Origin of the sequence: Micromonospora sp. NPDC023956 (assembly GCF_040639195.1) — a bacterium.
GTDB lineage: Bacteria > Actinomycetota > Actinomycetes > Mycobacteriales > Micromonosporaceae > Micromonospora.
Map to the genome: position 1 here is coordinate 94239 of NZ_JBEZZN010000012.1, position 21155 is coordinate 115393.

At 71.5% G+C, this 21155-nt stretch carries 18 protein-coding genes; 15 read left to right on the forward strand and 3 right to left on the reverse strand.

What is annotated here, in order from left to right:
* Positions 1–178: 178 nt before the first annotated feature.
* Positions 179–895, forward strand: coding sequence for a G5 domain-containing protein (locus AB0F58_RS22295; protein WP_357146021.1), 717 nt, complete (start codon positions 179–181; stop codon positions 893–895).
* Positions 896–966: 71 nt separating this feature from the next.
* Here the strand turns inward: AB0F58_RS22295 and AB0F58_RS22300 are convergent, their stop codons facing one another.
* Entirely contained in the window at positions 967–2472 is a 1506-nt protein-coding gene (locus AB0F58_RS22300; RefSeq protein ID WP_357146320.1) for a S8 family peptidase, read from the reverse strand.
* Positions 2473–2799: 327 nt separating this feature from the next.
* On the opposite strand from AB0F58_RS22300, the gene AB0F58_RS22305 reads away from it, so the two are divergent.
* Positions 2800–4239 (forward strand): aldehyde dehydrogenase family protein, encoded by a 1440-nt coding sequence (locus AB0F58_RS22305; protein ID WP_357146023.1) that lies wholly within the window; start codon positions 2800–2802, stop codon positions 4237–4239.
* Between the two features lie 64 nt (positions 4240–4303).
* On the opposite strand, the gene AB0F58_RS22310 is transcribed toward AB0F58_RS22305, so the two are convergent.
* Entirely contained in the window at positions 4304–5539 is a 1236-nt protein-coding gene (locus tag AB0F58_RS22310) for an SUKH-3 domain-containing protein (protein WP_357146026.1), read from the reverse strand.
* A gap of 89 nt (positions 5540–5628) precedes the next feature.
* Here AB0F58_RS22310 and AB0F58_RS22315 point away from each other — a divergent pair, with 89 nt between their 5' ends.
* The 12 genes from AB0F58_RS22315 (at position 5629) to ahcY (ending at position 20031) form a co-directional block, all read left to right on the forward strand.
* Complete coding sequence (locus AB0F58_RS22315; RefSeq protein ID WP_357146029.1) at positions 5629–6039, forward strand: YbaB/EbfC family nucleoid-associated protein; 411 nt, start codon at positions 5629–5631, stop codon at positions 6037–6039.
* Positions 6036–6383 carry a hypothetical protein gene (locus tag AB0F58_RS22320; RefSeq protein ID WP_357146031.1) on the forward strand — a complete coding sequence of 116 codons (348 nt, stop codon included), beginning with the start codon at positions 6036–6038 and terminating at the stop codon, positions 6381–6383. Before AB0F58_RS22315 ends, AB0F58_RS22320 begins: the two co-directional genes overlap by 4 nt.
* An 18-nt stretch (positions 6384–6401) precedes the next feature.
* Complete coding sequence (locus AB0F58_RS22325; RefSeq protein ID WP_357146034.1) at positions 6402–10472, forward strand: toxin glutamine deamidase domain-containing protein; 4071 nt, start codon at positions 6402–6404, stop codon at positions 10470–10472.
* Entirely contained in the window at positions 10438–10740 is a 303-nt protein-coding gene (locus AB0F58_RS22330; protein WP_357146037.1) for a hypothetical protein, read from the forward strand. The genes AB0F58_RS22325 and AB0F58_RS22330 overlap by 35 nt, the downstream gene beginning before the upstream one ends.
* 212 nt (positions 10741–10952) lie before the next feature.
* Positions 10953–11603: a deoxyribonuclease V gene (gene nfi / locus AB0F58_RS22335; RefSeq protein ID WP_357146040.1), complete on the forward strand. Its 651-nt coding sequence runs from the start codon at positions 10953–10955 to the stop codon at positions 11601–11603.
* 291 nt (positions 11604–11894) lie between these two features.
* The gene (locus tag AB0F58_RS22340) at positions 11895–13073 is read left to right on the forward strand and encodes a hypothetical protein (protein ID WP_357146042.1); all 1179 of its coding nucleotides are present in this window, start codon (positions 11895–11897) and stop codon (positions 13071–13073) included.
* A gap of 61 nt (positions 13074–13134) precedes the next feature.
* Positions 13135–14520, forward strand: a complete 1386-nt coding sequence (locus tag AB0F58_RS22345) for a phosphomannomutase/phosphoglucomutase (RefSeq protein ID WP_357146044.1) — start codon at positions 13135–13137, stop codon at positions 14518–14520.
* Positions 14521–14582: 62 nt separating this feature from the next.
* Positions 14583–14762 (forward strand): Trm112 family protein, encoded by a 180-nt coding sequence (locus AB0F58_RS22350; protein WP_275033856.1) that lies wholly within the window; start codon positions 14583–14585, stop codon positions 14760–14762.
* Positions 14759–15952, forward strand: coding sequence for an SIS domain-containing protein (locus tag AB0F58_RS22355; protein ID WP_357146047.1), 1194 nt, complete (start codon positions 14759–14761; stop codon positions 15950–15952). Before AB0F58_RS22350 ends, AB0F58_RS22355 begins: the two co-directional genes overlap by 4 nt.
* A 61-nt stretch (positions 15953–16013) precedes the next feature.
* Positions 16014–17081, forward strand: coding sequence for a cation diffusion facilitator family transporter (locus tag AB0F58_RS22360; protein ID WP_357146051.1), 1068 nt, complete (start codon positions 16014–16016; stop codon positions 17079–17081).
* Positions 17082–17083: 2 nt separating this feature from the next.
* Positions 17084–18247: a mannose-6-phosphate isomerase, class I gene (manA, locus tag AB0F58_RS22365; protein ID WP_357146054.1), complete on the forward strand. Its 1164-nt coding sequence runs from the start codon at positions 17084–17086 to the stop codon at positions 18245–18247.
* Between the two features lie 287 nt (positions 18248–18534).
* Positions 18535–20031, forward strand: a complete 1497-nt coding sequence (ahcY, locus tag AB0F58_RS22370; RefSeq protein ID WP_357146056.1) for an adenosylhomocysteinase — start codon at positions 18535–18537, stop codon at positions 20029–20031.
* A 62-nt stretch (positions 20032–20093) separates the two neighbouring features.
* Here ahcY and AB0F58_RS22375 read toward each other — a convergent pair whose 3' ends face one another.
* Positions 20094–20249, reverse strand: coding sequence for a hypothetical protein (locus tag AB0F58_RS22375; protein WP_357146059.1), 156 nt, complete (start codon positions 20247–20249; stop codon positions 20094–20096).
* Positions 20250–20416: 167 nt separating this feature from the next.
* Between AB0F58_RS22375 and mtrA the strand changes: the two genes are divergently transcribed.
* A complete protein-coding gene (gene mtrA, locus AB0F58_RS22380; RefSeq protein ID WP_088980532.1) occupies positions 20417–21106 on the forward strand; it encodes an MtrAB system response regulator MtrA in 690 nt (229 codons plus the stop codon).
* Positions 21107–21155 lie beyond the last annotated feature (49 nt).

Genomic DNA, 21155 nt, shown 5'->3' on the forward strand with positions numbered 1-21155 from the left:
CCTCGCCGACGGCGTGGGCGGCACGGACCTGGTCGGCGTCGGAACCCGGCAGCACGGTGGTTACCGACCGCGTTCCCGACGACGACACTCGATCGCTGTGACAGACCAGCCTCCGCACCAAGCACCCCCGCCGCCCGGGTACGGACCGCCGCCCCCGCACCATCCCTTTCCGCCCGGCATGGTCCCGCCGACCGCCGCCGGTCCGAGCTGGTTCGGCCGGCTGACCGCAGGGCAGCGCACCGGACTGCTCGTCGGCGGCGGGGCGCTGACGCTCGTCCTGCTCTGCTGCGGCGGTCTCACGGTCATCGGCGCGACGGCCGAGCCACCGCCCCAGGAGGCCCGCCCGGCCGCAGCCGCCGGCATCGACGCCCCGAGCGCCGACGAGCCGTCGGCCCACGCGGAGCCCACCGTGGCGTCCCCGCCGGTCGCGTCGCCCTCCTCGGCTCCGCCGCCCGCTCCGTCGCCCTCGGCGCCCCCCTCCCCGGTGGTCGAGGTGCGGACGGAGACCGCGACGGAGCAGGTCCCGCACGGCGCGCGGACGGTGCGGGACTCCTCCCTCGCCGAGGGGAAGCGCGTGGTCCGTACCCGGGGGGTCGACGGGGTGCGGACCCTGACCTACCAGGTCACCGTCACCGACGGCGTGCCGACCGGCCGGAAGCTGGTGCGATCGGTGGTGACCCGGAAACCGGTCACCGAGGTCGTGGCCGTCGGCACCAAGCCCACCCGGAAGTGCGACCCGAACTACAGCGGGTGCGTGCCGATCGCCAGCGACGTCGACTGCGGGGGCGGCAGCGGCAACGGCCCGGCGTACCTGTACGGGGTGGTCGAGGTCATCGGGACCGACATCTACGACCTGGACCGGGACAACGACGGCCTCGCCTGCGAGCGGGACTGAGTGGGACTGAGCGGAACGCGTCGGGCCCCTGCCGCCGGGAGGTGCGCGGCAGGGGCCCGACGGTGTGGTGACTAGAGGTTCAGGGTGAAGCTGTTCAGGTAGCCGACGTCCCCGCTCGCCGCGTCCTGGACCCGCAGGGTCCAGGTGCCGTTACGGGTCTCCGAGGACAGGTTGACCGTGTAGGTCTGGTTGATGTTGTCGGTGGAGCCACCGCTGCGGTTGTGCAGGGTGTAGGTGCTGCCGTCCGGGGCGATCAGCCGGACGACCAGGTCGCCGATGTAGGTGTGCACGATGCTGACCGCCACCGTGCTGGTGGCCGAGGCGGTGCCGGTGCAGCCGGAGACCGCGACGGTGCTGTTGACGGTGGTGTTGTCGCGGACGGTCACGTCGGTGCCGTTGGTCCGCGAGCAGCCGGTGGGCGGCGGGGTGGTGCCGCCGTCACCGACGTAGAGCAGCTTGTTCGGCGAGCCGGTGCCGGGGCTGGTCACCACGTTGCTGGTGGCGTCGTTGACCAGCTTGTCGCGGACCTGCTGCGGGGTGAAGCTCGGGTTGGCGGCGAGCACGAGCGCGGCGGCGCCGACCACGTGCGGGGTCGCCATCGAGGTGCCGCTGATGCTGTTGGTGGCGGTGTTGCTGGTGTGCCACGCCGACGTGATCGAGCTACCCGGGGCGAAGATGTCCAGGCAGCTGCCGATGTTGGAGTAGCTGGCCCGGGCGTCGTTGGACTGGGTCGCGCCCACGGTGATGCCGGCGGGGGTGCTGGCCGGCGAGCTGTTGCAGGCGTTGGCGCCGTAGTCGTTGCCGGCCGCGAGGCCGTAGGTGACGCCGTCGGCGATCGACCGGGCGACCGCGTCGTTGGTGGCCTGGTCGAAGCCGCCGCCGAGGCTCATGTTGGCGACGGCCTTCTCGCCGGCGGCGTGGTTGCCGGTGACCCAGTCGACGCCCGCGATGACCCCGGCGTTGGTGCCGCTGCCCTGGCAGTCCAGCACCCGGACGCCGACCAGGGTGACACCCTTGGCCACGCCGTACGCGGTGCCGCCGACCGTCCCGGCGACGTGCGTGCCGTGACCGTTGCAGTCGTCGGCGCTGCCACCGTCGACCGAGTCGAACCCGGTGACCGCCCGGCCACCAAAGTCGCTGTGCGAGAACCGGATGCCGGTGTCGATGATGTACGCCTTCACGCCCGCGCCGTTGTTCGCGTACGTGTAGGAGTTGTTGAGCGGAAGGGCACGCTGGTCGACCCGGTCCAGGCCCCAGGAGGGGGTGGGGGTCTGGGTGGCGGAGATCCGTACCGTGTGGTTCTGCTGGACGTAGGCGACCGACGGGTCGGCGGCGAGGCGCTTGGCCGCCGTCTCCGACATCCGGGCCTCGAAGCCGCGCAGCGCGTTGGAGTACGTCCGGCCGACGGCGCCGCCGTGCTTGCCGGTCAGGCCGCGGGCCCGGGTGCCGACCTCGGGCCGGCCGACCGCGGTGTCCTTGAAGACCACGATGTACGAGTTGTCGACGGCGGTCGCGCCACCGGCGAGCAGGATCTGCCCCTCGGCGGGAGCTGCGGTCGCCGGGGTGCCGAAGGCCATGGCGGCGGTGGCAGCGGTTGCGGCCACGGCGAAACGCCAGCGGCGTCCTGTGGCAGGGGAGTCTGTCATCCCTCTGGGTGTCCTTCCGTTCAACCGCGTGCCGGGACACGCAGATCGATCAAGGCTGATCGAGTGACGGGGATCGTATGGCATCGATGGCCCTGTAGAGAGGAGTGTTGATCTATTCGTGATCATCCGAGGGTGGTTTGCTGTCGCAATCCGGGGTAGATCAGACCTGCCGTCACCCACGGTCAGTGCGTCGATACGCCCTGGTCGGATGGTGTGTGGTCGCGGTCACGGACACGCGCCGTGTTCTACGCTCGCGGCGTGGAGCCACGTGCCTTCTTCGTCGCCGGTCGTCCCGTCCACGGTGCGGGCGAACTGACCGTCCACCACCCGTACGACGGACGACCCGTCGGGCGTACCACGCACGCCACGCCGGAGCAGGTCGAAGCGGCCGTCGCGGCAGCCGCCGGCGTGGCCGCCGAGGGTGCGGCCCTGCCCGCGCACGTGCGCGCGACGGCCCTCGACCACGTCTCGCGCCGGCTCGCCGAACGGGCCGAGGAGATCGCCCGGCTGATCACCGCCGAGAACGGCAAGCCGGTCAAGTGGGCCCGCGCCGAGGTCACCCGCGCGGTCTCCACCTTCCGGTGGGCCGCCGAGGAGGCCCGGCGATTCAGCGGCGAACTGCAACGCCTCGACACCGACCCCACCGCCACCGGACGGATCGCCCTGGTCCGGCGGGTGCCCCGCGGCCCCGTACTGGGCATCACGCCGTTCAACTTCCCGCTCAACCTGGTCGCCCACAAGGTCGCCCCGGCGCTCGCCGTCGGTACGCCGATCGTCGTCAAGCCGGCCCCCGCCACGCCGCTCTCCGCGCTGCTGCTCGGCGAGATCCTCGCGGAAACGGAGCTGCCCGAGGGGATGTTCTCGGTGCTGCCGCTGCCCAACGAGCGCGCCGCCGAACTGGTCGCCGACCCCCGACTGCCGGTGGTGTCGTTCACCGGCTCCGGGCCGGTCGGCGCGGCGATCCGTCGAGCCGTCCCGGAGAAACACGTCACCCTGGAACTCGGCGGCAACGCGGCGGCGGTCATCTGCGAGGACTGGAACACCGACGAGGACCTCACCTTCGCCGCGCACCGGATCGCCACCTTCGCCACCTACCAGGCCGGCCAGTCCTGCATCGCCGTGCAGCGGGTCTACGTGCACGAATGGCTCTACGACGCGTTCCTGCCCCGACTGGTCGCCGCCGTCGAGGAACTGCGGACGGGGGACCCCACGGACGACCACACCGACGTCGGCCCGCTGATCTCCGCCGACGCGGCGGCCCGGGTCGAGGCGTGGGTGGACGAGGCGGCCGTCGCCGGGGCCACCATCGAGGTCGGCGGCCGGCGGGACGGCGCCAACTACCCGCCCACCGTGCTGACCGGCGTGCCGGCCGACGCGCGCGTGAACACCGAGGAGGTGTTCGGGCCGGTGCTGGTGGTCACCCGGGTCGAGCACGACCGGGCCGCGTTCGCCGCCGTCAACGACTCCGCGTACGGGCTCCAGGCCGGCGTCTTCACCCACCGCCTCGACGTCGCCTTCGCCGCACACCGGGCCCTGGAGGTCGGTGGAGTGATCGTCGGCGACGTGCCGGCGTACCGGGCCGACCAGATGCCGTACGGCGGGGTGAAGGGCAGCGGGGTGGGCCGCGAGGGCGTCCGCAGCGCCATGGACGACTACACCGAACCGAGGGTGCTGGTACTCACCGGAGTGCAGCTCTGACCACCGGTTCGGCGGGGAGCGGGACGGGTGGTGGCAGGGGACTCCTGCCACCCCGTCGGACTGGTCACCAGGTGCCGTCGTCGCGCACCCGGGCGGGAGCGCGACCGAGGAGGAGGGTGGTCAGGGCGGCGTCGATGTCCGCCCCGAGGAACCACTCGCCGGCCTGGTCGAGCGCGAAGATCCGACCGAGTTCGTCCACGGCGAGGATGCTCTCCGGTGGGCGTTCCGCACCGATCGGAAAGAGCCGCATACCCAGTACCGCCCCGAAATCCGCCAGCGTGTCCGCGCTGTGCGCCCCGAGGAGCGGACTGAGGGTGAATCGGCTGATCCACACCTGCTCGCCAGGCCCCCTGCGCTTGGAGAACAGCGACAGGAAATCGGTCAGTGCCGCCTGGGCGGCAGGGAATGCCTGGTGGCGGTGGGCCGCGGTGCCGATCCCGAGGGTTTCCCGGATCGCGGCAGGAACGATTTCCGCTACGAGATCCATTCTTCCCCAACCCGCCGCGACGAGCGCGTGCGAGACCTCGGGCGCGAACCGGTACGGGTCGGGTGCGGATTGGGGCCCCGGTCGCCATTCGCTGACTCCCCAGACCGTGTCGTACCAAGGGAGTAGCCGCATCCGGGACAGGGCGGTGGCGCACGAGTCGCAGACCTCGTCCGCCGGCCCTCCGGCCGGGTCGCCTGGTTCGCGTACCCGGAAGACCTCCAGCCGAGCACTGTTGAGCAGCGCCAGTTGCTCCTCGAAGTCCAGAGGGTGCAGTCCTTCCGTCTCCCGCCTGTGGTCCTGGTCGTGGAGGGCGTCGGAGACGACGATCAGTTCGGCATGACGGTCGACGCCGCGTACCAGTCGTCCGGTGGGGACGCTGTCCAGATAGCCCTGGACCAGGGGGTGATGATTCAGGTCGACGTCACCCTTCGCGCCCTGCGCGACGTAGGAGCGGCCACCGAGGGTCAGGTGCGCCGAGGTCCCCGGGGTGGACGGCCGGCGCAGTTCGCGAAGCAGTTGGGCGGCGGGCTCGACGGTGCGGGGCGCGGGCCGGTCGGGTCGACGCTGCCGGTACGTCTGGGCGATGACGTCCGCCGGGACCCGCGGCCAGTGGGTGACCTCCCCGGTCTCGCGGTCGATCACCGTGTTCGGCAGGTCACCCGGGCGCATCGTCAGGTCACGCGGCACCGAGTACCAGATCACGTATCCGAGGTCGAACTCCTCGACCAGCGGGGTGCACTCGCGCCCGAGGCGCTGCGACTCCCGGCCCGCCCAGATGGTGGCGAGTTGCTCGGCCTGTTGACGGTCGATCACGCAGTGAAGTTACCCGACCCCACAGGTCGGTGACGGACCGGTATGGTCTGGCCTACCCAAGGTGACGGGAGGCGGTGTTGGCGGGAAGCGTGGACCGGGACGCCAATCGCGCGTTGCGAGCACGGTTCGACGAGGTGCACGGCCAGTACCAGCAACTGAGGTCCGGTTTGGACGAACTCCAGGTTCGGCTGGCGCAACTGCGGATCACCGAACGTTCCGACGATGGCCAGGTGACTGCCACCGTCGGTGCCCGGGGGCAGCTGATCTCCCTGGACCTGCATCCGTCGGTCTACCAGGTCCGCGACGCCCGGGGACTCGGACAGAAAATCACCGCTACGGTCCAGAGGGCCACCGCTGCCGCGGCTGCGTCGACGCAGGAACTGGTCGCCGGTTACCTACCCGCCGGCTCCGGGACTCCGGACTTCCTCCGCTCGGGTGACTTCGGCTCTCTGCTCCGCCGGGTAGACGCGATCATGGGCCGCGACGGTGGTCCGACGTGACTGACGGACGACTCTGGCTCGATCCGGGGCGAGCCCGGCGCGCCGGCACGGATCTCTCACTCGCCGGTCGTGCGGTCAGGGCGAAACGGGACAGCGTCGGTGGCGAGATCGCGGCGGCGAGCGCGCAGCGGCCCTGGGGCCGGGACGACATCGGCGCCGCGTTCGAGAGGACGTACCGAGGGTTGGAAGCGACCGTCCTGCGAGCCTGGGACGGGCTTGGTCGCCATGTCGAGGGAATCGGTGCCGATGTGGTCCGTTCGGTCGACGCGAACGTCCAGACCGACACCGGCAACGCCGGGCGCCTGAACCGGGTAGGCGAGCAGCCTCGGCCCGATGTGCCCTGATCGGTCAGGAGCGCTGGTGTGACCGTACTGCCGAGTCCGATTCCGCACCCTCTCGACTTCTGCCCCTGGCAGCTGCCCGGCTGGGTCTACGAGGCGCTCGACTGGGTCGTCGGCGTCGAGTGGCCGGAGGGGAACGAGCGGGCGGTCTGGGACCTCGCCGACGAGTGGTACGGCGTGGCAGCCGCGCTCGCCGGACCCCGCGACGACGCCGTCACCGCCGCCGGTGAGGTGCTCAGCGGATACGGGGCGGTGGGAGCAGTCGCGGACGCCTTCGACACCGCCTGGCGGAAGGTGGCCGAGGGGGATGAGGCGCCGCTGCCGTTGCTGCTCTCGGTCAGTACCGACCTCGGTCGTCTCGTCGAGGAGTGCGGCTGCGACATCGAGGGGGCCAAGCTCGAGGTCTGGATCGAGCTGGGCATCCTGGTGGTCGAGCTGCTCGCCATGACGGTGGCGGTCGTCCTCACCGCCGGTGCCGCGTCGCCGGCCGCAGCCGCCGCGATCACCGCGACCCGTTTCGTGGTCCAACAGATCTTCAAGAAGCTGATCGCGCAACTCGCTCGGAAGACTCTCAGGAAGGGGATGCAGGAGGCCACCGAGCGGGCCGCGAAGCAGGTCACCAGGGACGGTCTGCGCGGGCTGGGGCGGAACGCACTGCGGGGTGGCCTGTTGGAGGCCGCCCAGGAGGGCGGCGTCAACCTCGCCATCCAGGGCTACCAGAACTCCACCGGCCGACGGGACGGTGTCGACCTGACCGACCTCGGCACCTCCGCCCTCGGCGGGCTCGCCGGCGGTGCCGCCGCCCCCCTGGCCGGGCTGGGAAAGCACGCCAGCAGCCGCGGTGGGCAGTTCGCCGAGAACCTCGGCCGGGAGATGGGCGGCGAGGTCGTCGCCGACCAGGCGGCGAGCCTGGCGACCGGCGGAGGATTGGTAGGTCTGGAGGATGCGGCGCGCGCCGCTGCGTCCGGAGCCACCGGCTCGGTGGTCAGTCAGAGCGACGCGGCACTCCAGGCGCGGCTCGCCGCACGCACGGGCGCTCTGGACGACACGTCCCCTCCCGTGCTGGTCGACAGTCCACGATCCATGTCGATCCCGCCGACCGATCCCGCTCCGTCGTCGTTCCCTCACCAGCCAACCGGGTCGGGCACCGGCGACGCCGGCACGAACGCAGCGGCACCCATATCCTCCGGAGTGGACGTCACGGCAGATCCGCCGTCGTCACCGGCCAGGAGCGTGAATGGTTCCGCCGAGGTGGGTGGTACTGCGAACGTCCGTGGTTCGGTCGAGGCGGGCGGGCACAGCGGAACCGACGGACAGGTCGACCGCCGGACCGAGGCTGTTTCCCACACGAGTCCCGCCCAGGCGACCGCCGCCATGAGTTCTTTGTCGACCACCGTTCCGCCTCCGACACCTGTCCCGATCGCCGCGACGCCGAGTCCGTCGTCCGTTTCGGTGGACCCGGTGTTGGCGGCGACCCCGGCCACTGCACCTGCGTTCGAACCGGCGGGCACGACGAGCCTGGCCACAACCACGGCCTCGACCGTCGCCAACGCACCGACCCCAGCCCAAGCGGGCTCAATCGGCACGCCCAATGGCACATCCACCGCCATGGTGTCGGGCCCCACACCTGTGGTCACGTCGGCCTCGGTAGCGACATCCGGAGTCGCCCCGCCCGTTGTCACCATGGACAAGCCGGCCACGGCCTCGGTGCTCGACAACAAGATGACGACAGCCCGGCCGAACCCGTCCGCCACCGTCGAACCGGCATCGACGGCGCCCGGCAGCGAACGGCGGAAGCAGCCGGACATTCCCATGGTCGACCTCTCCAAGCTGGAGGCGCTGGCTCCGGAGATGTCCCAGTCGCAGTCGCCAGATCCGCTTCCTGTCGCTCCCGAACCCACGCCCCAGAACTCGACGGACCCTCCCTTTCGAAGCCGCGAGTGGTACGAGACGAGGTGGGAGGCGGACCGGGAGGAACTCGAACGGCGTCGCTACCGCGGCTACTACGAAGCCCAGCGCGCCTGGTTCGAGGATCGGCGACGGGACGATCTCGTACGGGAGCTTCGCAGTGAGGCGGATGCACACTACGGGAACGCGCGCTGGTTCACCGCGCAGGCTCACGAGCTGCACCGCGCTGGGAAACGGGACCTGTCCGACCAACTCCTCGCGCGCGGCCGTGAAGAGGAACGTCTCGGCCACCGGCAGACGGACCTGGCCGAGGAGGTGCGGGAGGGCTCGGTTCTGCCGGATGTCACGTTCGTCGACGACTACGCGGACTTCCGCCGGATCAACGACGATGTGGCGGGACTGGCGGAAGGCGGGGTCGACACCGGCACCCGGTCCGCCCTCACCGGCAAGGACGTGCCGCCGTCGATCGACCAGGACCGGCCGTACGGAGAACGTGGCGGACTGCGCCCGCCACTGGCGCTGCACCAGACCGACCTGGAACAGCAGATGCCGCGCAAGTCCGACGGCAGGGTGATCCGGACAGCCGATCCTCGACGAGGTCGGTGGTTCTCGCTGGTCAACGACGGCGGGCCGAGCGCCGACGCGACCCGGGGCATCAACTGCCTTGACTGCACCCTGTCCCTCTACGAGACGTGGGTGCACGGCCGTCCCCGGGTTTCTGCGCCGCGTACCTTCGACGGCTACTTCGAGGGGAACGTCAACCGGCCGATCGACGGTGAGTGGGGCGGCCCCGGCCGGGTGGAGCGGGCCACCGGAGGCGTCTACCAGCGGGTGACCCCGTCGACCGAGGGCCTTTCGCCGGCCGTCGCGCGCCAGCAGGTCATGCAGGGGTACGCCGACCTGCACCGACAACTTCTCACCGGCGGCCACGGCAGCTTCGCCTTCCTGGTGAACACCTGGGAGGGCGGTGGGGCGCACGCGTGGGTGGCCCTGAACCAGAACGGCACGGTGCTGTACCTCGACCCGCAGATCGGCACCGTGTCGGACCGGCCGCCGTACTTCCACCGAGGCGTGGCGCATACGGGGAATGTCGCCAGCCTGGAAGCGCTCGTGGTCGGCCCGGACGGCAAGCCACTGCCGCTGCCGGGCCGCGAGGTGGGCGACTACAGCGAGCAGCGGGGCTCGACCGGGCGGCCCTCTGTACCTGTTAAAAAACCGCACCCGAGAGCCGGGCGAGCGCCTGAGCCTCCGGGGAAGTCGGTTCCGCCTTCCGGTGCGGATCCGCGTGACAGGACGACAGGCCCGTCAGCAATGGATGGCGTGGGAGATGTAGGCGGTGACCCCAGTGCAACCCTGAGCGAGGAGGAGTGGCAGGCTCTGGTGGTTCTCCACGGGCAGGCGGCAGCCGCAGCCGATGAGGTGGAGCTTATTCTTGCTGACGTGGCGGGCAGGGCGACGCGAACGCTGGACGTCAGTCATCCGATCGAACTCCGGGACCGTCAACACCGGCTGAAGACCCTGAACTCGCTGGCCCGAAAGTTCCACGACGAGTCGGCGATCGTGGGTGCGTCGATCGACGACTTCGTGCGAGAGGTGAATGACGTACTGCGGTTCTCATTTGTCCTGCCGGCCGGCGGCTTGTATACCGACGCTGTCGCTCTCGTTCTCGGGGAGCTGAGCCGCCTTGGTTGCTCTGTCGCCGACGACGACTGCAAGAACTTCTGGCGGGCCGGGAATCGCTTCTACGGGTTTAACTGCACGATTCGCTCCCCCTCTGGCCAGCTCTTCGAGTTGCAACTGCATACGGAGGCCTCGCGGCGTGCCTGGCTCGCCACCCACCATGCGTATGAGGTGCTTCGGCGTGCTGCTGAACCGGCAAAAGAACGGGTGTACGCGTTCCTTGATATGTTGGCGTTGAATCGTGCGCAGGGAATGCCGCAGGCTGTTCCGCAGGAGCTTTTCCGACGCTTTCCGCCGAAGGATGCAAGTTTCGCAAAGTGGATCTCCCGTAACCGGGCCGTCTGGACTGAGTATCGGCGTCAACTGCGCGCCGATGGACTCGATTTCAGGGAGGTGGTGGCATCTAAAGGGCTCACCCGCAGCGACTTCCCCATTGCAGGAGATTTGATGCCCCGGATGGAGAGTGACGATGTTGACGTACTACGTGGTCTACGGGAACGCTGAACGCGTCGAGCCCGCTGGAGTCTTCGCGGTGGACCCTGGCAGCGGGCACGCCCTCATGTGGAACCACCGGCAACGCCGATGGTTCTTCGCTCCCGCCGCAGTGGCGCGCTTCCTCGACGACCCTCGGAACCTGGATCGCTACGAGGAGGCGGACCGAGCGACGGTCGATCGTGTCGTGCCATCCCTGACCGGTGGAGTGGAACTCCCCACAGAGGATGAGATAGTCGCTGTATTCCGGCGCAGTGCAGAACCCACGCCGAGATCATGAGGCTGCTTTCGAGGGGCGACGACGCTAGGGTCGGCTGAGTGAATGAAGATCAACACCGTTGCCCTGGTACTGCTCGGTCGAGCCGTGGATATGGCCCTGACTCTGACCTGAACACGTCGCCCGAGGCAATGGCCGCCTCCACAGACGAGGAGCCTGCGGGACCGTGGGAAGCGGAGAACACGGAGTTTCAGGGCAGGCGTGCCGAGTGGCCGGTGACGGTGGCGGAGGCGCTGGGCGTACAGGATCGGTTGCGGCCGTTGGTCGACCTGGTCGGGCCCGGTCCCACCGCGCCCGCGACGGTGGCCGGCCTGGACGTCGCCTACGCCGAGGACGGTGACCGGCTCGCGGCGGCCGTCACCGTGTTGGACGCGCGGACGTTGCGGGTCGTCGACTCGGCGGTGGCCGTTGGCCGGCCGGCGTTCGACTACGTGCCCGGCCTGTTCGCCTTCCGGGAGTTGCCGGCGCTGCTGGACGCGCTGGACCGGCTCACGGACCGGCCGGATCTGCTGGTCTGCGACGGGCACGGGTTGGCGCACCCCCGGCGGTTCGGGCTCGCCTGCCATCTCGGCGTGGTCACCGGGCTGCCGGCGATCGGGGTGGGGAAGACCCCGCTGGTGGGCACCTGGGATCCGCCCGGCGAGCGGCGGGGTGACTGGTCGCCGCTGGTGGACGGTACGGAGACCGTGGGCCGCGTGCTGCGTACCCAGGACGGGGTGAAGCCGGTCTTCGTCTCCGTCGGGCACCGGATGGGGCTGGCGGACGCCTGCGAACGGGTGCTCGCGCTCGCCCCGCGCTACCGCCTGCCGGAGACCACCCGTACGGCGGACCGGCTCTGCCGGGCGGCGCTCGCCGGTCGGACCTGACGATCCGGCGGTCACGCCCGCCCCCGGCACGCCGCGTGATCCGGCCCGCGACGGCCGGCTGGACGTCCGACTGGCGCACTCGCCCCCGTACCCGCACCCGCCCCGCACCCGCACCCGCACTCGCCCCGCACTCGCCCCGCACCCGCACCCGGCACACCGCACCTGACGGATCGCCGGGTCGGCCCGGGGAAGCGGGACGGAGTCATGGTCGTTCTCGACGCCGCAGGCTGGTCAGTCTCCGGTAGTAGCCTGTCGGCCGGACCCCAACCGGGGAGGAACGGCGAGGTGATCATGACGGTACGTCGGAGCGCGGCGCGCCTGGCGGTGGTCGGCGCGCTGCTGGGCGTCGCGGTGGTCGTGGGGGCGACACCCGCGCTGGCCGACGACGACTCGGTGAAGGTGCGTGCCTCCAGCAGCTTCACCGCCGGTGGTTCGGCCGGCTCGGTCGCGGTCGAGGTGCGCAAGCGCAGCGAAGGGTGTGTCCTGCTCCGGACCGGGCTGCGGCTGCGGCTGGAGGGGGTACGGGCCGACCAGGTCGAGGTGCAGGTGTCCGCCGGCGGCCAGTGGTGGCCGGTGCCGGTCTCCGGTGGCGACGTGCTGGCCAGCGGGCGGACGTCCCCGGCCAACCCGACCCTCTGCAAGGGCAAGGCCATCACCGTGCGGTACCGGGTGACCTTCCTGCCCGGCGCGCCCGACGGCAAGCTGACCGTGGCGGGGGAGGCGACCACCGCGGGCGGCCAGACGATCGGCCGTGGCGCGGACACGTCCAAGGTCCGGGCGGGCCGGGACGCGAGCCCGAGCCCGACGCCGACGAAAACTCCGAGCCCGACGCCGAGCCCGGTGGAGACCGGACCGCCCACCGAGGGCCCGGCGCTGGAGTCGACGCTCGCCGCCGTGGCCGGGGGTGGTGGCCAGGCCGCCGACGAGAGCGGGTCGGGTGGCGGGCTCTCTCCGGTGATGGTGGTCGGCGTGGCCCTGGTGGTGCTCGGGCTCGGTCTGATCGTGCTGTTGTTCCGTCGTTCGGGTGCGGATCGGCGGGGTGGGGGTGCGGCGACCTCCACGCCGGTACCGCCGTTGCCGGGCAGTCCGGGTGGCACCACCTACCGCTCGGGAGGCCAGCCCGGCGCGGCGTCGGCGGCCGGTACCGGCTACGGCGGCGGGCCGGTGCCGGGCGCCGGGCACGTCGACGATCCGGCCGGTCACCCGGTCCCGCCGGGCGGTCGGGCGGCCGGCCCGACGCGGGGCACGGTCTACCCGGGCTCGCCCCGGGGCGCTGACCAGCCGCTGTCGGGTGGGGTGCATCCGGCGACGCCTCCGGGCCCGGCCCGTCCGGCGTCGCCGTCGGGACAGACGTACGGGCCGGCCGGCCGGGTGTATCCGGCGGGATCCGGACAACCTGGCACGTTTCCCCCTCCGGAGGTTGCCGGCGGTGGTGACTCGACGGCCATCATGCCTCGCCTACCCGAGTAGCCGCCGCACCCTCCGATACGCTCAGTGGCGTTGACGAACCGTGGGCGAGGGAGCGAATTCGGTGTCTGATCTGTCCCAGATCGTGAAGGCGTACGACGTCCGAGGGACGGTGCCGGACCAGTGGGACGAACGGGCCGCCGAGGCCCTCGGTGCCGCCTTCACCCACCTGCTGAACACCACCGGTGAGCCCGGCGAGCAGGTGGTGGTGGGGTACGACATGCGGGCCTCCTCGCCCGGTCTGGCCGCTGCCTTCGCCGCCGGCGTGCGTGCCGAGGGCCGCTCGGTGGTCGAGATCGGTCTCGCCTCCACCGACATGCTGTACTACGCCTCCGGCGCGCTGGGCCTGCCCGGGGCGATGTTCACCGCCAGCCACAACCCCGCCCGGTACAACGGCATCAAGATGTGCCGGGCCGGTGCGCGGCCGATCGGGCAGGACACCGGCCTGGCCGAGATCCGGGACCGGGCCCAGGCCCTGTTGGACAAGGGGGAGTCCGCCCCGGCGGGGCAGCCGGCCGCGTCGGCCGCCCAGCGCGACCTGCGTCCGGAGTACGCCGCCCACCTGCGCGGCCTGGTGGACCTCTCCGGCATCCGGCCGCTGAAGGTGGTGGTCGACGCCGGCAACGGGATGGGCGGCCACACCGTGCCCAGCGTGCTCGGCGACGCCGTCCTGCCGGCCCTGCCGCTGGAGATCGTGCCGCTCTACTTCGAGCTGGACGGCAGCTTCCCGAACCACGAGGCGAACCCGCTGGACCCGGCGAACCTGGTCGACCTCCAGCGCGCGGTCGTCGCCCACTCCGCCGACGTCGGGTTGGCCTTCGACGGCGACGCCGACCGCTGCTTCGCCGTCGACGAGCGGGGCGAGCCGATCTCCCCGTCCGCGATCACCGCGCTGGTGGCCGCCCGTGAGCTGGCCAAACACCCCGGCTCGACGATCATCCACGGTCTGATCACCTCCCGCGCGGTGCCCGAGATCGTTCGGGAACACGGCGGCAACCCGGTGGTGGCGCGGGTCGGCCACTCCTTCATCAAGGCGGAGATGGCCCGGACCAACGCGGTCTTCGGCGGCGAGCACTCCGCCCATTACTACTTCCGGGACTTCTGGTTCGCCGACACCGGCATGCTCGCCGCCATGCACCTGCTGGCCGCCCTCGGTGAGCAGCAGCGTCCCCTCTCCGAGCTGGCCGCCGCCTACGAGCGCTACGTCGCCTCCGGGGAGATCAACTCGACGGTCGCCGACCAGGCCGCCAAGGTGGCCGAGGTGCGGGCCGCGTACCCGGCGGCCGAGGTGGACACGATGGACGGGCTGACCCTGCGTTTCCCCGACGGCTCCTGGTTCAACCTGCGTGCCTCCAACACCGAACCGCTGTTGCGGCTCAACGTCGAGGCGCCCACCCGCGAACGGATGGCCGCACTCCGTGACGAGGTGCTCGACCGGGTTCGCCGATAAGATCGCGTGCGCCGGTCGGCGGGACCGACCGGTGAAACCACATACGTGGAAGGAGCCGCGCCGTGGCCCTGGATCCGCAGTTGCTGGAGATCCTCGCCTGTCCGGACACGCACCACGCCCCGCTCGACTACGACCCGCAGGCACAGACGCTGACCTGCACCGAGTGCCACCGGATCTTCGAGGTACGGGACGACGTGCCCGTGCTGCTGCTGGACGAGGCCCGCCCGGGGCGGCCGTCGTGATCGAGGGTACGGCCGGAGTCAGCGGCCACCGCGAGGCCGACGAGGCGTTGCTGGACAACCCGGACGCGCTCGCCGAGAAGGACCCGGGCGGCATGCTCCGGCACATCGCCTCCGCCGGGGCACAGGTCCGCGAGACGGCGGCGCTGGCCGCCGAGGCGAACCTCCAGCTCCTCGCCGACGAGGGACGACCACGGGCGGTGGTGATCGCGGGCATCGGCACCGCCGGGCGTACCGGGGACGTGCTGGCCACGGTCGCCGGGCCGCGCTGCCCGGTGCCGGTGATCCCGCACCGCAGCGCCGGGGTGCCCGGCTGGGTCGGCGCGGCGGACGTGGTGATCGCGGTCAGCGCCTCGGGCCGCAGCCCGGAGGCGCTCGGCGCGGCCGAGGCCGCCCACCGCCGGGGGGCCCGGCTGGTCGCCGTCGGCGCACCGGACTCCCAACTTCAGTCGGTGGCCGAACGGGCCCGTGCCCCGTTCATCCCGGTGCCGCGTCGGGCCCCGGCCCGGGCCAGCCTCTGGGCGCTCACCGTGCCGGTCCTGCTCGCCGCCCGTACGCTCGGCCTGGTGAAGGTGAACGAGGCCGACCTGGCCGAGACGGCCGCCCGGCTCGACGCCGACGCCGACCGGTGCCGTCCGACCGCCGAGTCGTTCGTCAACCCGGCGAAGTCGCTGGCGCTCGGGCTGGCCGGCTCGATCCCGATCGTCTGGGGCTCGTCGCCGCTGGCCACCGTGGCGGCCCGCCGTTTCGGTGACACGCTCTCGGCGAACGCCCGCTACCCGGTGGTGGCCGGGGCGCTCGGTGAGGCGGGTCGGGGTCGGGTGGGCCTGCTCGACGGGGTCTTCGGTGGGCTGGTCGAGTCGGCGCGGGACATCTTCGCCGACTCCGACGACACCGCCGACGGCACCCGGCTGCGGGTGGTGCTGCTGCGCGACGGCGGGCTCAACGCCGACGACGACTCCGACGAGCCGCTCGCGGTCGAGGAGCGCCGGGCCGACGCGGTGCAGACCCTCGCCGAGCGGCGCGGCGTGCGCTGCGACGTGGTGACCGCCGAGGGGGGTTCCGCCCTGGAGCGGCTCGCCTCCCTGGTGGCCGTCCCGGACTTCGCCTCGATCTACCTCGCGATGGCACACGGTCTGGACCCGATGGCGGTACCCGCCGTCTCAGAGATGAAGGAGCTGGCCAACCCGTGAACGAGTCGACCCCCCGGCTCGGCACACCCGTGCCGCACCACACACCGCACGGAGCGACGGCATGAGCGCCAGTGGCGGCACCAAGGCGATCGTGGCCGCGCTGCTGGCCAACGCCGGCATCGCCGTCACCAAGTTCGTCGCGTTCCTGCTGACCGGCTCGTCGTCGATGCTGGCCGAGTCGATCCACTCGGTCGCCGACTCCGGCAACCAGGGGCTGCTGCTGCTCGGCGGTCGCCGGGCCCGGCGGCGGGCCACCCCGCAACACCCCTTCGGGTACGGCCGGGAGCGCTACGTCTATGCGTTCATCGTGTCGATCGTGCTGTTCAGCGTCGGTGGTCTCTTCGCGCTCTACGAGGCGTACCACAAGTGGCACGACCCGCACCCGATCGACAAGTGGCAGTGGGTGCCGGTGGCCGTGCTGGTGGTGGCGATCGTGATGGAGACGTTCTCCTTCCGGACCGCGATCGTGGAGTCCAACCACGTCCGGGGCAAGGCCTCCTGGGTGCAGTTCGTCCGCCGGGCCAAGGCCCCGGAGCTGCCGGTGGTGCTCCTGGAGGACCTCGGCGCGCTGGTCGGTCTGGTGCTCGCCCTGATCGGTGTCGGGATGACCCTGATCACCGGCAACGGCGAGTGGGACGCCGCCGGCACCGCGGCGATCGGCGTGCTGCTGGTCACCATCGCGGTCATCCTGGCGATCGAGACCAAGAGCCTGCTGCTCGGTGAGGGCGCCGAGGCCGACGACGTGGCCCGGATCGAGCGCGCCATCACCGAGGGTTCCGAGGTGGAGCGGATCATCCACATGAAGACCCTCTACCTCGGCCCGGAGGAGCTGCTGGTGGCCGCGAAGATCGGCGTGCCGGCCTGGGAGACCGCCGCCGAGCTGGCCGACGGTATCAACGCCGTGGAGGGCCGGATCCGGGCGGCGGTGCCCGTCGCCCGGGTGATCTACCTCGAACCGGACATCTACTCGGCGGCGCGGGCGCGCGGTGACGACGCCGCGGCGGCGGCCGGCGACGGCGCGGCGCACACCGCCGCGGCGACCGGCGAGGCCACGGCGCGAACGGCGGCGGACGGCGACGGCGCGGCGACATCCGGCACGGGGACGGCCGGCGGGCAGCCCGGGCACTGACCATGGAGCAGCTGTACGGGCCGATCCGGGACTACGCATGGGGGTCCCGGTCGGCCCTCGCCGCGCTCCAGGGGCGTCCGGTGCCCAGCGACGGGCCGGAGGCGGAACTGTGGCTGGGCGCCCACCCGGGCGCCCCGGCGAGGGTGGACCGGGACGGCACGCGGGTGAGCCTGCTCGACCTGCTCGCCGCCGATCCCGGCCACTGGCTCGGCGCTCAGGTGCTGGACCGGTTCGGCCCCCGGCTGCCCTTCCTGCTCAAGGTGCTGGCCGCCGAGGCGCCGCTGAGCCTCCAGGTCCATCCGGACGCCGAGCAGGCCCGCATCGGGTACGCCGCCGACCGCAGCCGGGGTGACGGGCACCGCAACTACGTCGACCCGCACCACAAGCCGGAACTGCTGGTGGCGCTCACGCCGTTCGAGGCGCTCTGCGGGTTCCGTGACCCGACCGTCTCGGCAGCGGCGCTCGCCGGGTTCGGCGTGCCGGCGTTGGCGCCGGTGCTGGCCGCCCTCGACGACGGCGCGTCGGGCCTGCGGGAGGCGGTCCGGCTGCTGCTGGAGTGGCCGGCGGCGGAGCGCGCCGGGCTGGTCGGCGCGGTGGTGGCGGCACCGGTCACCGGCCCGGACGCGGCGCTGGTCCGCGACCTGGCCGCCCGCTACCCGGAGGATCCCGGCGTCCTGGTGGCGGTGCTGCTGCACCGCGTGCGGCTGGCGCCCGGCGAGGCCATCTGGATGCCGGCCGGCAACCTCCACGCCTACCTGCGGGGCACCGGCGTGGAGCTGATGGCGGCCAGCGACAACGTGCTGCGCTGCGGGCTGACCCCCAAGCACGTCGATCCGGTGGAGTTGCTGCGGATCCTCCGGTTCGACGTCCTCGACGATCCGGTGGTGTCCGCCCGGCCGGTCGTACCGGGTCTGGTGACCTGGCCGGTACCGGTCGACGACTTCGTGCTCTACCGGTTTGCCGGGAGCGCGGGATCCGCAGCGGTGCCACTGCCGGTGCCGGGCCCCCGGGTGGCCCTCTGCGTGGCGGGGACCGTCACCGTGGGCGACGACGCGGGCAGGGTGACCCTGCGGTGCGGTGAGGCGGCGATCGGCACGGCCGGAGCCGGCCCACTGGTGGTCGAGGGCCCCGGGGACGCCTTCGTCGCCGCTGCTGGCCTGCGCTGACGCCACTCCGCACGGCGAATTGGGAATTTCGGGCTTAAAGGAGATTCTTGGCTCAACACGCAAGCCGGATATTCCAGAAATGCTTGACGTGTCCGTCTTGTGATGTGAACCTGTGAGTACGCACCGTTATCGCGACGCAGGTCCGAGAGGCGGGCGGGGAACCAAACCGGGGGGATGCGCGGGGCGGCCGATGCTGGACGGATTCTCCGTCTGTGCTCGACCGCCCCGCGCGCTGTCTCGCGTAAGGTGGATAGCCGCCCAAGAATCTCGTTCCGACAGGAGCTCTCATGACCAGCACCCTCCCGGCGTCGAGCAGTGCGCCGTCCGAGGCTCGGCCGCGCACCGTTGCCGAGGGCGACTTCAAGGTGGCGGATCTGTCGCTCGCCGAGTTCGGGCGCAAGGAGATCCGGCTCGCCGAGCACGAGATGCCCGGCCTGATGGCGATCCGTCGCGAGTTCGCCGAGGCACAACCACTGCGCGGCGCGCGGATCACCGGTTCGCTGCACATGACGATCCAGACGGCGGTGCTGATCGAGACCCTGGTCGCGCTGGGCGCGGACGTGCGCTGGGCGTCGTGCAACATCTTCTCCACCCAGGACCACGCCGCGGCGGCCATCGTGGTCGGCCCGGAGGGCACCCCGGAGGCCCCGGCCGGTCTCCCGGTCTACGCCTGGAAGGGCGAGACCCTTGAGGAGTACTGGTGGTGCACCGAGCAGGTGCTCGCCTGGCCCGACGGCCAGGGGCCGAACATGATCCTCGACGACGGCGGTGACGCCACCCTCCTCGTGCACAAGGGTGTCGAGTTCGAGAAGGCCGGGGTGGTGCCGCCGGTGGAGTCCGCCGACTCGGAGGAGTTCGCGGTCATCCTGGACGTGCTGCACCGCTCGCTGGCCACCGACAACCAGCGCTGGACCCGGATCGCCGCCGCCATCAAGGGGGTGACCGAGGAGACCACCACCGGCGTGCACCGCCTCTACGAGATGCACCGGGAGGGCAAGCTCCTCTTCCCGGCGATCAACGTGAACGACTCGGTGACCAAGAGCAAGTTCGACAACAAGTACGGCTGCCGGCACTCGCTGATCGACGGCATCAACCGGGCCACCGACGTGCTGATCGGCGGCAAGATGGCGGTCGTGCTCGGTTACGGCGACGTGGGCAAGGGCTGCGCCGAGTCGCTGCGCGGTCAGGGGGCCCGGGTCGTGGTGACCGAGGTCGACCCGATCTGCGCCCTCCAGGCGGCGATGGACGGCTACCAGGTCGCCACCCTCGAGGACGTGGTGGAGCAGGCCGACATCTTCATCACCGCCACCGGCTGCTTCGACGTGATCACCAACGAGCACATGGCCCGGATGAAGCACCAGGCCATCGTCGGCAACATCGGCCACTTCGACAACGAGATCGACATGGCCGGTCTGGCCCGGCGGTCGGACGTCACCCGCGTCAACATCAAGCCGCAGGTCGACCTCTGGCAGTTCGACAACGGTCGGGCGATCATCGTGCTCTCCGAGGGCCGGCTGCTGAACCTGGGCAACGCCACCGGGCACCCGAGCTTCGTCATGTCGAACTCGTTCGCCAACCAGACCATCGCGCAGATCGAGCTGTACACCAAGACCGACCAGTACCCGGTCGGCGTCTACGTCCTGCCGAAGCACCTCGACGAGAAGGTCGCCCGGCTGCACCTGGACGCCCTGGGCGCGAAGCTGAGCACCCTCACCAAGGAGCAGGCCGCGTACCTCGGCATCTCCCCGGAGGGCCCGTTCAAGCCGGATCACTACCGCTACTGAGCACCGACGCGACCGGGCCGGCGGGACACCGTCGGCCCGGTCCGGCGTATCCGCCCGCCGGCTCAGCCGCCGCCGCGCCGCAGTGCCGCCCGGATCCAGGTCCAGACGCACCACACCAGCCAGCCCACCGACACCGCCGCCGCGAGCGCGCGCAACCGCAAAGCGCTGAGCAGCAGCACGACGGCCAGTACGGCCAGCCACGGGCCGAAGACACGCATGCCGGTCCCTCCTGTCGCACCGGCCACACCGGTGTGGATCCCGGCACCAACGTCCAGGGGTGGCGGGCCCTGCTCATCGCGGGTTTTCTGTGGCAAGCTTGCCGGCGCGGACATCGCGCCGAGGACACCGATCCCACGATGACGAACGGGGATGGAATATTAACCCCATGAGAGCACGGGTACTGGTGGTCGACGACGACCCTGCGCTGGCCGAGATGCTCGGCATCGTGCTGCGCAACGAGGGGTTCCAACCCTCCTTCGTCGCCGACGGGGAGCGCGCACTGGCCGCCTTCCGGGAGAACCGGCCCGACATCGTTTTGCTCGACCTGATGCTGCCCGGGATGAGCGGGATCGACGTGGCCCGTGCGATCCGGGGCGAGTCGGGCGTGCCGATCGTCATGCTGACGGCCAAGAGCGACACCGTCGACGTCGTACTCGGGCTGGAGTCCGGCGCGGACGACTACGTGGTCAAGCCGTTCAAGCCCAAGGAACTGGTGGCCCGGATGCGGGCCCGGCTGCGCCGGGGCGAGGACGCCGCGCCGGAGATGCTGACCATCGGCCCGCCGGACAACCAGATCACCATCGACGTGCCGGCGCACACGGTCAGCCGCAACGGCGAGGAGGTCAAGCTCACCCCGCTGGAGTTCGACCTGCTGGTCGCGCTGGCCCGCAAGCCGCGCCAGGTGTTCACCCGTGAGGTGCTGCTCGAGCAGGTCTGGGGGTACCGGCACGCGGCGGACACCCGGCTGGTGAACGTGCACGTGCAGCGCCTCCGCGCCAAGATCGAGCCCGACCCGGAGCGGCCGGAGATCATCCTGACGGTGCGGGGCGTGGGCTACAAGGCGGGTACGGGATAGCCTGGGGACCACTGTGCGTGACTCCCCGACCTTCGCCGATCCGGCCCCG